This is a genomic window from Arenimonas sp. (assembly GCF_044348765.1).
GTDB lineage: Bacteria > Pseudomonadota > Gammaproteobacteria > Xanthomonadales > Xanthomonadaceae > Arenimonas.
This window is the reverse complement of record NZ_JBIKSE010000009.1, coordinates 36,215-48,341: the sequence shown is the minus strand read 5'-3', so window position 1 is coordinate 48,341 and position 12,127 is coordinate 36,215. Positions and strand designations below refer to the sequence as shown.

Here is a 12,127-nt window from a genome sequence, read left to right as displayed (position 1 = left end):
TTCCACCCCCACGGTATCGAAACGCTTCTTGATGGTGGCGTTGGACTCGTCAATGGCGATGATGCCTTTGCCGCGGACAACCATGGCTTGGGCGATTTCGGGGAGTTGGTCGATGCTCATGAGGGCGATCCGGGGGTGGTTGGGGTGACCATATTATAACCCATGACCACAGACTGCCCAACGGCTAGACCAAGGCAAACAAGCCGCATTCCAAAGCCAGCAGTCTTTCTTTGGCTCTCAAGCCGCCCGCGTAGCCCACTAGCTCACCCTTGCTGCCGATAATTCGATGGCAGGGAACGATTATTGAAATGGCATTCGCACCATTGGCACTGGCCACCGCCCTGACCGCGCTCTTGTTGCCCACCTTCTCGGCAAGACCGAGGTAACTGCTGGTTTCACCATACGCTACGCCCAGTAATGCATCCCAAACGCGTTTCTGGAAATCGCTACCGACCAGCAACAAAGGCAGCTCGAAGCGTTTTCGTTCCGCTCGGAAATATTCGTCCAACTGCCGCTTGGTTTCAGAAAGTACAGCCGTCTCGCCCTCGATGAACTCGGCGTTTAAGCCACGCGCAATTCGTCCATCTACTGTGCTGCGCATTTTCCGGTAGCGCCAATCGCACAGGCAAAGTTGCTCGTCGAAGGAACCCAGAACCAACTCGCCATAGGGCGTTTTTAAATATTGGATGTAAATTGACATTTACAAATCCCCCAGGCCCTCGGTTCTGCCACCCTCGCCCACCGCCAGAAGGCGCAGGGTGTTGGTGGCACCGTGCTGCTCCATGTGGTCGCCGCTGGTGATCAGAACGCGGTCACCGACCGCCAGATAGCCCAGATCAAACAGTTGTTTAATGGCTTTGCGGGCAGCGACCCGCATGGACTGGCCTTCGGAATCGAAGTTGACCGGTGCGACATCGCGCATCAAGGCCATGCGCCGGCGGGCGTAGCCGAAACGCGACAGCCCGAACAGCGGCACATTGGCGCGGAAACGCGACAGATAGCGCGCAGTGCCGCCGGATTCGGTCAGGGCGATGATGCCGCGCAACTGGATATGCTCGGCGATGAACATGGCCGACATCGCAATGGCCTGATCGACGCGCTCGAGATCGCGCGGCGCCGCTTCGAAGTCGGTGTCGTGCTTGAACTGGCGCTCGGCGCCGAGGCAGATCCGGTTCATCGCTTCCACGGCCTTGACCGGGTAGGCACCGGAGGCGGTCTCGGCGGACAGCATGACGGCATCAGTGCCGTCGATGACTGAATTGGCGACGTCCAGCACTTCGGCACGCGTCGGTATCGGATTATCAACCATCGATTGCAGCATCTGGGTCGCGGTGATCACCACCTTGTTGCATTCCAGCGCAGTCTTGATGATCAGCTTCTGCAGGCCGGGCAGCTCGGCATCGCCGATCTCCACGCCCAAATCGCCGCGGGCGACCATGACCACATCACTGGCCTGGGTGATTTCCACCAAGCGCTCGATGGCTTCGGCACGTTCGATTTTGGCCACGATGTGGGCATAGGATCCGTGACTGAGCGCAATCGAGCGGGCCAATTCGATATCGGCCGCGCTGCGACAGAATGAGACCGCCAGGAAATCGACATCGAGTTTGGCGGCGATGGCGATGTGTTCCTTGTCCTGTTCGGACAGGGCATCGAGCGAAAGCCCGCCGCCGAGACGGTTCAAGCCTTTGCGGTTGGACAGCGCGCCACCGGCCAACACTTCGGTGACGATGGTGTCGCCGTCGAGGGTCTTCACCATCAGCGCGACCAGTCCGTCGTCCAGCAGCAGGGTGTCGCCGGGCATGACATCCTTGACCAGACCGAGGTAACTGACACCGACCTGGGTTTCGTCGCCCAGCGGCGCATCCGCGCGGCAGACCAGGCGGAATTCGCTACCGTTAACCAGATGGACCTTGTCCTGGGCGAATTTTTCGATGCGGATCTTGGGACCTTGCAGATCGGCCAGAATACCGACTTCCCGACCGAGACTGGCGGCAATCTCGCGCACGCGGGTCACCCGCTCGGCATGCTGTTCGGCGGTGCCGTGCGAAAAGTTCATGCGCACCACGTTGACGCCGGCTTCGATGATCTGCGCCAGAACGCCGGGCTGATCGGTCGCCGGGCCGAGCGTGGCGAGGATTTTGGTGCGTCGGAAATTGGTGGCGGTCATCGGGCTTGGTTCTCGTTTCGGGGTGGCGATGCGGATTCAGTGGCGGCGCAGTGGCAGGGCTTGAGGAAAGCCGTTCAAGCTTGACACAGTTTGACCCGGCACGCTTCGGGAAGGCATCTGCATACGTTTGCGCCGCGCGAGGGGACGAGCGCTCATGCGCCGCGTTCGAGCAATGCCGTGATTGCCGGAAGCGGTTTGCCTTCGCAGAACTCGAGGAAAGCGCCGCCGCCGGTTGAAATGTATCCGACATCAGCCTCGATGCCGAACTTATCGACGGCTGCCAGCGTATCCCCGCCGCCGGCAATCGAGAAAGCCTTGGAGCGTGCGATGGCCAGCGCCAGGGTTTCGGTGCCTTTGGCGAAGGCGTCGAATTCAAACACGCCGACCGGGCCATTCCAGATGACGGTCCCAGCCTTTTCAATCAGGACCGCATAACCCGCCGCCGTGTCCGGCCCGATGTCCAGAATTAGGTCGTCCGCCGCCACGTCCGCGACGGCTTTCACCGTAGCCTTAGCATCGGCTGCGAAAGTTTTAGCGACAACCACGTCGGAGGGAATTGGGATGTCGGCACCACGGGCCTTGGCATCGGCCAGAATGGCCTTGGCCGTGTCCAGCAGATCCGGTTCGCAAAGGGATTTACCAACCGGCAGACCGACCGCGGCCATGAAGGTATTGGCGATGCCGCCACCGACGATGAGTTGATCGACCTTGCCGACCAGATTGGCCAGCAGGGCCAACTTGGTCGAGACCTTGGAGCCGGCGACGATGGCCAGCAAGGGCCGCTGCGGCGCCTGCAGGGCTTTGGCCAGGGCATCCAGCTCCGCCATCAGCAGCGGACCGCCGCAGGCGATTTTCGCGGCACGGATCGCACCATGGGTACTGGCCTGTGCGCGATGCGCGGTTCCGAAGGCATCCATGACATACACATCGCACAAATCGGCCATCTTCTGGGACAAGACCGCATCATCGGCACCTTCACCGACATTCATCCGGCAGTTTTCCAACAGCACCAGCTGTCCCGGCTGGACCTCCACGCCATCCAGCCAGTCACGCTTGAGGGGCACCGGCAGGCCGAGCAGTTCCGACAGACGTGCCGCCACCGGCGCCAATGAATCGGCTTCCGACCAGACGCCTTCCAGAGGTCGGCCCAGGTGCGAGGTCACCATCACCGCCGCACCTTGCTCCAAGGCCAAGCGCAGGGTCGGTAATGCGGCTTTGATCCGCTGCTCGGAAGTAATCCGCCCCTCTTTCACCGGAACATTGAGGTCTTCACGGATCAACACGCGTTTGCCGCACAAATCGAGGTCAGTCATCCGGAGTACGGACATGGCTTAGCTTCCTGTTGAATATAAAAGCTATTCTCGCATTTTTCAGGGCATTTCCCAATCCTTTGACTTGAATCAAAGCCTGTTAGAGCGGGAGCATTTAGGATATCGGACATAAGCCAAGCCTCCCTTTTCGACCGGGATTTAATCCGCTGCTATCAGGGTGTCGGGCCACGCTATGTATGCGAAAATAGCCCGAACCCCTGGGTCCTTCGCATGCCAGACAACCCGTCGTCACCAACGATTGCCGAAGCCGTCGATCTGCTCCAGGGCGGCGGCCTCTTAGCGATTCCGACCGAAACCGTTTACGGGCTGGCCGCCGATGCCCGCAATGTCGATGCCGTTGCGCGAATCTTTGCCCTGAAAGGCCGACCCGCGGATCACCCCCTGATCGTACATATCGCAGACGCCGACCAGCTCGATGACTGGGCCACGGCCATTCCCGAAGCCGCGCGCAAACTGGCTGCCGCCTTCTGGCCCGGCCCACTGACCTTGATCCTGAAAAAACGTGCGGACGTGCCGGATGTGGTGACCGGTGGCCAGGATACGGTCGGCCTGCGATGTCCGGACCACCCGCTGACACTTGCATTGCTGACGGCCTTCAGCGGCGGCCTGGCCGCACCCTCGGCCAATCGCTTCGGACGCATATCCCCCACCACGGCCGCGCATGTCAGGGCGGAGTTCGCTGCGGATACTCCGTCAATCCTCGATGGCGGTCCCTGCACTATCGGCATCGAAAGCACTATCATCGATCTGAGCCAGAGTCCGCCACGCATTCTGCGTGAAGGCCACATACGGCATGCGCAATTGCTGCCATTTCTACCCGAACTTAAAAACGAAATCGGCAACACCAGCCCACGGGTTTCAGGTAGCCTGGACGCGCACTATGCACCTCGCACGCCGATGCGTATGTTGACGCGCGAAGCCCTGACCCAAGCCAAAGATACCCGTCCTCGTTGCCTGTTGCTGGCATTGACAGCCCTTCCGGCCGGCACGGAAGGGCTCAGTCTGCCGGCTGATGCCGATCTCTATGCCCAAGGTCTGTATGCCGCCCTGCGTCAACTGGACGCACAAAACGCCACTTGCATTTTGATCGAACAACCCCCGTCCGGACCGGACTGGTTGGCGGTGAATGACCGCATCAAACGCGCCCTAGCTGGCGCCGGCAGTTAACGTTGAAAGTCTTACGGTTGACTATCAAAACTGTAGCCGAATTCCTTCAAGTCCTCCTGAAACCAATCTGCCACTAACTTCGCACTGAAGTCATCATAAAATTTATGGTATGTGGATGCTAAAGTTGAATTCAAATGCGGAAGTTCTTCAGGAAACCCTAAATCATCTGCTACTGACTTATATTCGTGCGCCAAATTTTCAAAATGGATTATTTTATCCATCTTGATTTGGCCATTGTAATCTTTCAGCCATTCAACCTGAGGCAAAAAATGCTGAGGGCGATTATAGAATTTCTTATCCTTATCCGGCCCTAATGTAAACTTTAACCACTCGGAAAATGAAATAAACTCAACTCCGCCATTTTTCATCATTGTCTTAGGCTTAGTCTTTATATTATGTTTGTAGTGCGAGAACATTTTATCCCACGGGTTCCGAACAACCGTAAACTTGTAGGCGGCATTCCACTTTTCATTTCCAATGACATCGATAACTTCCTTTGCCGTTAGGTGCTTCCTAAAAGGCTTTCCGGTATAACTGACGATACTGGTACCAGCGGTCTTATTAATGTGAATGAAAATGAACTCCCGTTTCGGACCTTTGCGTAATGGGGAATTAAAGTGCAACCCGATTCTATTTTTGAATTTTTCGATGAATGGAAACTTCATTTTTTAGCTCTCTGTTGACACCTTATAACTAGATTAGCAATAAGTAGCAATTTAGCACACCCCACCACAATCAATTCATTTCAATATGAAAAAGCCCGCAATCGCGGGCTTTTTCTTGCTTCGTCTTATTGTGCTTACTTGGCATTCATCAGGGCGACCGTCATATCTAGCATGCGGTTGGAGAAGCCCCACTCGTTGTCGTACCAGGAGCAGACCTTGACCAGCGTACCGCCCATGACCTGGGTCAGGGTGCTGTCATAGACCGAGCTGTTCGGATTGTGGTTGAAGTCGATCGACACCAGCGGCTTGCTGTTGTAACCGAGGATATTCTTGAGCGGACCCTCGGAAGCGGCCTTCAGCACCGCATCGATTTCTTCCTTGGTGGTTTCGCGGGCAGCGACGAATGACAGATCGACGACCGATACGTTAATGGTCGGAACACGCATCGAGAACCCGGTCAGTTTGCCATTGAGTTCCGGCAGCACCAGGCCGACTGCGGCAGCGGCACCGGTCTTGGTCGGAATCTGGCTCATGGTGGCGCTACGGGCGCGGCGCAGGTCGCTGTGGAACACGTCGGTCAGCACCTGGTCATTGGTGTAGGCATGGATGGTGGTCATCAGGCCGTGCACGATGCCGATTTTCTCATGCAATGCCATGGCCAGCGGCGCGAGGCAGTTGGTGGTGCAGGACGCGTTGGAGATGACGGTATGCTCGGCCTTCAGCAGCTGGTGGTTGACGCCGTAAACGAAGGTGCCGTCGACGTCTTTGTCGCCCGGAGCGGAAATGATGACTTTCTTGGCACCGCCGGCCAGATGCGCCGAGGCCTTGGCTTTGGACGTGAACAGTCCGGTGCATTCCAGGACCACGTCGACATCGTGCGCACCCCACGGAATTTCGGCCGGGTTACGCACAGCATAGACCTTGATGCGGTCGCCGTTGACAATCAGATCGCCGCTTTCGGCGGTGACCGTACCCGGGAACTTGCCATGGGCGGTGTCGTACTGGGTCAGATGGGCATTGGTTTCAGCATCGCCCAGATCGTTGATGGCGACCACCTGGATTTCATTCGTACGGCCGGATTCATAGAGGGCGCGCATTACATTGCGGCCGATGCGGCCATAGCCGTTGATGGCGACTTTGATGGTCATTACAGACTCCCGAAGGGCGGTGAAAGCGCTATTTTAGCAAAGTTTGCAAGAGCACTGGGCTAGGCAAACGGGGGATGCCGTATCATGGCAGCTGACTGCATCTCCTTGGGTATGCCATGGATTTAGACATCCTCGCCCTCGCCGGCCTGTTCTTTCTGGTCGCCGCCCTGTACTCCTCGGTGGGTCATGCCGGTGCCAGCGGCTATCTGGCCGCGATGACACTGCTAGGCTTTGCCCCGGAGCAGATGCGACCGACCGCGTTGGCACTGAATATTTTAGTCGGCGGTATTGGTCTATGGCGCTTCCACTGGGCCGGCCTGGTGCCCTGGCGGAAAGTACTGCCCTTCGTGCTGGCCTCGATTCCGATGGCTTTCCTGGCGGCGCAATGGAAAGTTCCCAAGGAAACCTATAGCCTGCTGTTGGGCGCCCTACTCCTGACCGCCGCCATCGGCGCCTGGCGCAGCGGCCAGCAGTTGGCGCAGACTGGGGAATCCATGTCCTCGAAACCGGTGCCATGGCCTGCCGCACTGGCCGCTGGTGCAGCCATCGGCAGTCTATCAGGCATTACCGGCACCGGCGGTGCGATCTTCCTGACGCCGCTGATCCTGGCCATGGGCTGGGCGCACACGCGCGAGGCCTCCGGACTGTCGGTCGCCTTCGTCTGGCTGAACTCGCTGGCGGCCATACTCGGACTGTTACGCAGCAATCAGAGCTTTCCAGAAGCATTGCCGTTGTGGTTGATGGCAGTTGCGTTGGGCGCGGTGCTCGGCACACAGCTCGGTATTCACCGTTGGCCCGCACAACGGCTTCGCAAAAGTCTGGCGGTGGTGTTGGCGATAGCGGCCGGAAAACTGCTGCTCAGCTAGTTGCAGGACACATGCAATCCGCGCATCACTTCAGATGTTCAACAGCCGAAACCACCGCATCCACGGTAATGCCGAAGTGCACATACAGCTGGTCTGCCGGTGCCGAAGCGCCGAAGGAGTTCATGCCGATGACGGCACCCTCCAGGCCCACGTATTTGTACCAGAAATCACGCGTACCGGCTTCAACAGCCACACGGCGTTTGCAGGCGGATGGCAACACCGATTCGCGGTAAGCGGCGTCCTGACGATCGAACACGGTGGTACTCGGCATCGACACCACACGCACGGCCACGCCTTTCTCAGCCAGCTGCTTCGCGGCCTGAACGGCCAACTCCACTTCCGAACCGGTAGCAACCAGAATGACATCGCAGAAGCCGGGCTTGGATTCAAACAGGACATAAGCACCGCGCGCGATATCGGCGACCTGCTGCGAACTGCGCAACTGGTGTGCCAGATTCTGCCGGCTGAAAATCAGACAGCTCGGACCAGTACGGCGCTTGATCGCTTCGGCCCAGGACACCGCCGATTCGACGGCGTCACAGGGGCGCCAGACATCGTTGTTGGGAATGTAACGCAGCGAAGCCATGTGCTCGATCGGCTGATGGGTCGGGCCGTCTTCGCCAAGCCCGATGGAGTCATGGGTGAACACATGAATGACATTGGCCGGAATCAATGCCGACATGCGCAACGCGTTGCGCGAATAGTCGGAGAACACCAGAAAGGTCGCATCGTAAGGAATAAACCCGCCGTGCAGCGCCATACCGTTGGCGATGGCGCTCATGCCGAATTCGCGCACGCCGTAATACACGTAATTGGCATCGGCATCGGAGCCGGCGACCGACTTTGAGCCTTTCCACAAGGTCAGGTTGGAGTGCGCCAAATCGGCGGAACCGCCGATCAGTTCCGGCAACAGCGGCGCAAAGGTTTCGATGGCCATCTGGGAAGCCTTGCGCGAAGCTACTACCGGGCCCTCGGACTGCAGCTTGGCGATATAGTCGGCTGCGGCTTCGCCGAAGTTTTCCGGCAGCGCTCCGGACAGACGACGTTGCAACTCGGAGGCCGCTTCCGGATGTGCGCTGGCATAGGCCTGGAACAAAGCATTCCAAGCGGCTTCGCGCTCGATTCCGGCATCCAGCGCACGCCAACCGTCATAAACATCAGCAGGAATCTCGAACGGTGCGTACGGCCAGTTCAGCGCGGCGCGGGTCAACGCGATTTCGTCCTTGCCCAAAGGCGCGCCATGTGCACTCTCCTTGCCCTGCTTGTTGGGCGAACCAAAACCGATCGCGGTCCGGCAACAGATCAAAGTCGGTTTGCCGGTTTCGGCCTGCGCGGTACGGATGGCCTGGTCGATTTCCACCGGATCATGGCCGTTGACATGGCGGATAACTTGCCAGCCATAGGCTTCGAAGCGGGCAGCGGTATCGTCGGTGAACCATCCGTCGGTATTGCCATCAATTGAGATTTTGTTGTCATCCCAGAAACAAATCAGTTTGCCCAGCCCCCAAGTGCCGGCCAATGAAGCAGCTTCATGCGAGACGCCCTCCATCAAACAACCGTCGCCAAGGAATACCCAGGTGATGTGATCAATCACTTCGAATCCGGGACGGTTGAATCGCTGTGCCAGAACTTTTTCGGCTAACGCGAAGCCAACGGCATTGGCCAAGCCCTGGCCAAGTGGCCCGGTAGTGGTTTCCACGCCGGGCGTTTCCGCAGCTTCCGGATGGCCGGCGGTTCGCGAATGCAATTGCCGGAAACGTTTCAGCTCGTCAATCGGCAGATCATATCCGGACAGATGCAGCAACGCGTAATGCAGCATCGAACCATGGCCGTTCGACAGTATGAAGCGGTCGCGGTTAGGCCATTCCGGATTGCCTGGATGGTGACGATAATACTTGTTCCAGAGCACTTCCGCGATATCGGCCATACCCATCGGCATGCCTGGATGTCCGGATTTAGCCGCTTCCACGGCATCGATAGCAAGGAATCGGACGGCGTTAGCCAGCTCGGTACGGGATGCGCTCATGGGGCAGCTCGGATGCGGGGATACACTATTTTACCCGAAAGCCGATTTATCCGGTTCGCCAGCAAAGAAAATGGCCGCTTTCGCGGCCATTTCCGAGAGTAAGGTGTGGCAAGCGATCAGTTGATGCGTGGCGCCGGCTTCAAGATGCGTGGCGTCACGAAAATCAGCAATTCGGCTTTCTCCATGTCCTTGCTGGATTTCTTGAACAGCGCTCCAAGGAACGGAATATCGCCCAGAAATGGAACTTTGCTGACATCATCACGATTCTTGAACTCATAAACACCGCCGATGACCACGGTCTGACCATCATCAATCAATACAGCCGTACTGACTTCACGCTTCTGAATCTGCGGTACGTCACCTGTCGGAGTCGATAGAAAATCCTTGATTTCGTCTTTTTTGACACTTAGATCCAGGAACACACGGCCGTCCTGGGTAATCGTCGGAGTGACTTTCAGTTCCAGCAGAACTTCCTTGAATTCAACGGTGGCCTGTGGAACGGTGGTGCTACCGGAGGCCTGAGTGGTCACGTAGCCGACTTCATCACCCTGCCGGATGACCGCGGCTTTCTGGTTAGATGTGATTACACGTGGATTGGAAATGACTTCGCCCCTGCCTTTGGTTTCCAGCGCCTGCAGCTCCATATCCAGGGAAGTATTGGCGCCAAGGATGCTGAAATTCAGAATACCGGCGGGATTACTCAGCGGCAGATTGACCTGGAAACCGGAATCGCGGGTCACGCCCGGATTGGTATCATCGATACCGTATCGGTCGTTAATGCCAAATTTAGCGCCGAGTTCACGGGCAAAGGAATCCTGTGCAACAACGATGCGGGCCTCAATCATGACCTGATCGACCGCACGGTCAAGGATCAAGAGCAGTTGCTTGATTTCGGAAACTTTTTTGGGGATGTCAATCAGCAACAGCGTGTTGGTACGCGGATCGAAACTGACACTGCCACGCGGCGACAGGAAGCCGCGCTGTTGGCCTGTGCCTACACTTGCGCCTGCACTTGCACCCACACCTGTACCGCCACCGGATTTGCTATTCTCGGTCAACAGCTTGGCAATAGCCTCGGCGTTGCCATAATTGATTTGAATGTACTCACTGATGGTTTCTTCTCGAGTTTCGATAGCGATACGGGCATCTTCCTTGGCCTGTTCATAGGAGGCGAGCTCTTGCTGCGGACCAATCCAGATGACATTGCCGTCCTTTCGCTTATCAAGACCTTTGGCGCGCAGCACGATTTCCAGCGCTTGATCCCACGGCACATTGACCAGGCGCAGGGTCAAATTTCCGCCGACCGAATCGGCTGCGACAATGTTGAGATTGGACTCATCGGCAATCAATTGCAGCACGGTACGCACCGGCACATCCTGAAAGTTAAAGGTGACCGGACGACCAGCATAGCCAGAGGTTTTCTTACCGCTGGAGACGGCGCCGGTTCGGGCAAGATCAGTCTTCGCTCCAACTGCAGAGGCTCTCGGCGTGATTTCGACAACATACTCGTTTCCGGTCTGATAAGCCATCATGTCGGCCTTGCCCTTGGTGTTTAGCACCAAACGAGTTTTACCACCCATATCACGGGCATCTATGTTCATGACTGGCGTGGCATAGCCGGACACATCCATCTGACGGCGAAGATCTGCTGGAAGTTTGGCATTGGCAATGTCCACGACCAACTCGGAACCCTGTTCTTTCATGACCGGTACAGCATTGGCGCCGTCGAAACGAACAATCATGCGGCCGGACCCTTTATCGCCACGCGTGAAATCGATGGCGGAAACTCTAACGGCATGGCCAACCGCGGATTTCGAATCGAGCGTGAGCACAAGAGTATTACCAAAGGCCTGTGTGCGGTATTGGGCGTTCTTAACCAGATCGACTACGACGCGGGTCCGGCCACCGGACTCGACGGTATTCACCGATTTAGCGATACCGTTTGTCAGCTGAAGTCTGCGCTGGGCAAAAGCATTACTGGTATCCGGCAGATCAATGGCAACCCGAGGCGGATTATCAGTACTGAAGGCCTGAATGTCCCCGACAGGTTCAGCAAACTGCAGCGTGATGGCTGTTTTTCCATCTGCCTGCGTTTCTGCTTTAACATCCTTGAGGATATTATCGGCCCAAGCAGTCTGTGCGAACAAAAGGCAGAGTGCGGTACGAAGCAACCCGGACCTGAAGCCAAAGCCCAGCGGTTTGCTGTTGAAAATTTTTATCATTTCTTTTCCCCACTATTTGATTCTTTCAACGCAATAACTGCCTGTCTTTCAAGCCAACCGCCGTTGCCGTCAGGCACCAGCTCAACCAATTCGATGTGATTGGCCGAAACTGCGACCACGCGACCGTCACTTTGACCGAGATACATCCCCGGACGAATCCGGTAGGTCACTTTATCCGGCGCCAGTACCAGCGCGGAAAGCCCCGGACCGGTACCGATGCTGCCGACCATACTGAGCGTATCGAGCGTGTAGGCTTCGAGCGGCTGTCGGCGTCGGTTGAGGTCAGGGCTCGGACCGCCTGCATTGGACATACGGTTGAGTGGCGGCATGCCAAATGGGTCGCGTAGACCTTCCGATGAATACACCACAACCGGCGGTTCCTGCACCAGTGGCAATGGATCCAGCGGAGGTGCCGGCCTATTCTTCACCACATTGATCCACTCACGCAAATCGGAATCACCCTTGGTACAGGCGGCAACTGTCAGCAATGCGGACGCAAGCAGAAGCCCACGGGCATAGCGCATCCATATCA

Annotated in this window: 11 protein-coding genes; 2 read left to right on the top strand and 9 right to left on the bottom strand. The window is 57.3% G+C overall.

The window, feature by feature from the left end; translation table 11 throughout:
* The 4 genes from ACIQ0Q_RS03005 to ACIQ0Q_RS02990 form a co-directional block, all read right to left on the bottom strand.
* Positions 1-120 (bottom strand): class I fructose-bisphosphate aldolase (locus ACIQ0Q_RS03005; RefSeq protein ID WP_395771467.1); only part of this gene is annotated, 120 nt, incomplete at its 3' end.
* Between the two features lie 64 nt (positions 121-184).
* Entirely contained in the window at positions 185-700 is a 516-nt protein-coding gene (locus ACIQ0Q_RS03000; RefSeq protein ID WP_395771462.1) for a methylated-DNA--[protein]-cysteine S-methyltransferase, read from the bottom strand.
* Positions 701-2,170, bottom strand: a complete 1,470-nt coding sequence (gene pyk, locus ACIQ0Q_RS02995) for a pyruvate kinase (RefSeq protein WP_395771461.1) — start codon at positions 2,168-2,170, stop codon at positions 701-703.
* Between the two features lie 152 nt (positions 2,171-2,322).
* A complete protein-coding gene (locus tag ACIQ0Q_RS02990) occupies positions 2,323-3,498 on the bottom strand; it encodes a phosphoglycerate kinase (RefSeq protein ID WP_395771460.1) in 1,176 nt (391 codons plus the stop codon).
* 213 nt (positions 3,499-3,711) lie between these two features.
* Here ACIQ0Q_RS02990 and ACIQ0Q_RS02985 point away from each other — a divergent pair, with 213 nt between their 5' ends.
* Positions 3,712-4,668 (top strand): L-threonylcarbamoyladenylate synthase, encoded by a 957-nt coding sequence (locus ACIQ0Q_RS02985; protein ID WP_395771459.1) that lies wholly within the window; start codon positions 3,712-3,714, stop codon positions 4,666-4,668.
* Positions 4,669-4,679: 11 nt separating this feature from the next.
* Here ACIQ0Q_RS02985 and ACIQ0Q_RS02980 read toward each other — a convergent pair whose 3' ends face one another.
* Positions 4,680-5,333 (bottom strand): sulfotransferase family 2 domain-containing protein, encoded by a 654-nt coding sequence (locus tag ACIQ0Q_RS02980; protein WP_395771458.1) that lies wholly within the window; start codon positions 5,331-5,333, stop codon positions 4,680-4,682.
* 134 nt (positions 5,334-5,467) lie between these two features.
* On the bottom strand, positions 5,468-6,481 hold the full coding sequence (gap, locus tag ACIQ0Q_RS02975) for a type I glyceraldehyde-3-phosphate dehydrogenase (protein ID WP_395771457.1): 1,014 nt from the start codon (positions 6,479-6,481) through the stop codon (positions 5,468-5,470).
* 116 nt (positions 6,482-6,597) lie between these two features.
* Between gap and ACIQ0Q_RS02970 the strand changes: the two genes are divergently transcribed.
* Entirely contained in the window at positions 6,598-7,347 is a 750-nt protein-coding gene (locus tag ACIQ0Q_RS02970) for a sulfite exporter TauE/SafE family protein (RefSeq protein ID WP_395771456.1), read from the top strand.
* Positions 7,348-7,372: 25 nt separating this feature from the next.
* On the opposite strand, the gene tkt is transcribed toward ACIQ0Q_RS02970, so the two are convergent.
* From tkt to ACIQ0Q_RS02955, 3 genes are all read right to left on the bottom strand, one after another.
* Complete coding sequence (tkt, locus tag ACIQ0Q_RS02965; protein ID WP_395771455.1) at positions 7,373-9,373, bottom strand: transketolase; 2,001 nt, start codon at positions 9,371-9,373, stop codon at positions 7,373-7,375.
* 116 nt (positions 9,374-9,489) lie between these two features.
* Complete coding sequence (gene pilQ, locus ACIQ0Q_RS02960; protein ID WP_395771454.1) at positions 9,490-11,595, bottom strand: type IV pilus secretin PilQ; 2,106 nt, start codon at positions 11,593-11,595, stop codon at positions 9,490-9,492.
* On the bottom strand, positions 11,592-12,125 hold the full coding sequence (locus ACIQ0Q_RS02955; RefSeq protein ID WP_395771466.1) for a pilus assembly protein PilP: 534 nt from the start codon (positions 12,123-12,125) through the stop codon (positions 11,592-11,594). The genes pilQ and ACIQ0Q_RS02955 overlap by 4 nt, the downstream gene beginning before the upstream one ends.
* Positions 12,126-12,127: the final 2 nt, after the last annotated feature.

Bases quoted from the DNA above. Each gene is read 5' to 3' on its own strand.
- ACIQ0Q_RS03000 (WP_395771462.1), bottom strand. From the start codon at position 700: ATGTCAATTTACATCCAATATTTAAAAACGCCCTATGGCGAGTTGGTT.
- pyk (WP_395771461.1), bottom strand. From the start codon at position 2,170: ATGACCGCCACCAATTTCCGACGCACCAAAATCCTCGCCACGCTCGGC.
- ACIQ0Q_RS02990 (WP_395771460.1), bottom strand. From the start codon at position 3,498: ATGTCCGTACTCCGGATGACTGACCTCGATTTGTGCGGCAAACGCGTG.
- ACIQ0Q_RS02985 (WP_395771459.1), top strand. From the start codon at position 3,712: ATGCCAGACAACCCGTCGTCACCAACGATTGCCGAAGCCGTCGATCTG.
- ACIQ0Q_RS02980 (WP_395771458.1), bottom strand. From the start codon at position 5,333: ATGAAGTTTCCATTCATCGAAAAATTCAAAAATAGAATCGGGTTGCAC.
- gap (WP_395771457.1), bottom strand. From the start codon at position 6,481: ATGACCATCAAAGTCGCCATCAACGGCTATGGCCGCATCGGCCGCAAT.
- ACIQ0Q_RS02970 (WP_395771456.1), top strand. From the start codon at position 6,598: ATGGATTTAGACATCCTCGCCCTCGCCGGCCTGTTCTTTCTGGTCGCC.
- tkt (WP_395771455.1), bottom strand. From the start codon at position 9,373: ATGAGCGCATCCCGTACCGAGCTGGCTAACGCCGTCCGATTCCTTGCT.
- pilQ (WP_395771454.1), bottom strand. From the start codon at position 11,595: ATGATAAAAATTTTCAACAGCAAACCGCTGGGCTTTGGCTTCAGGTCC.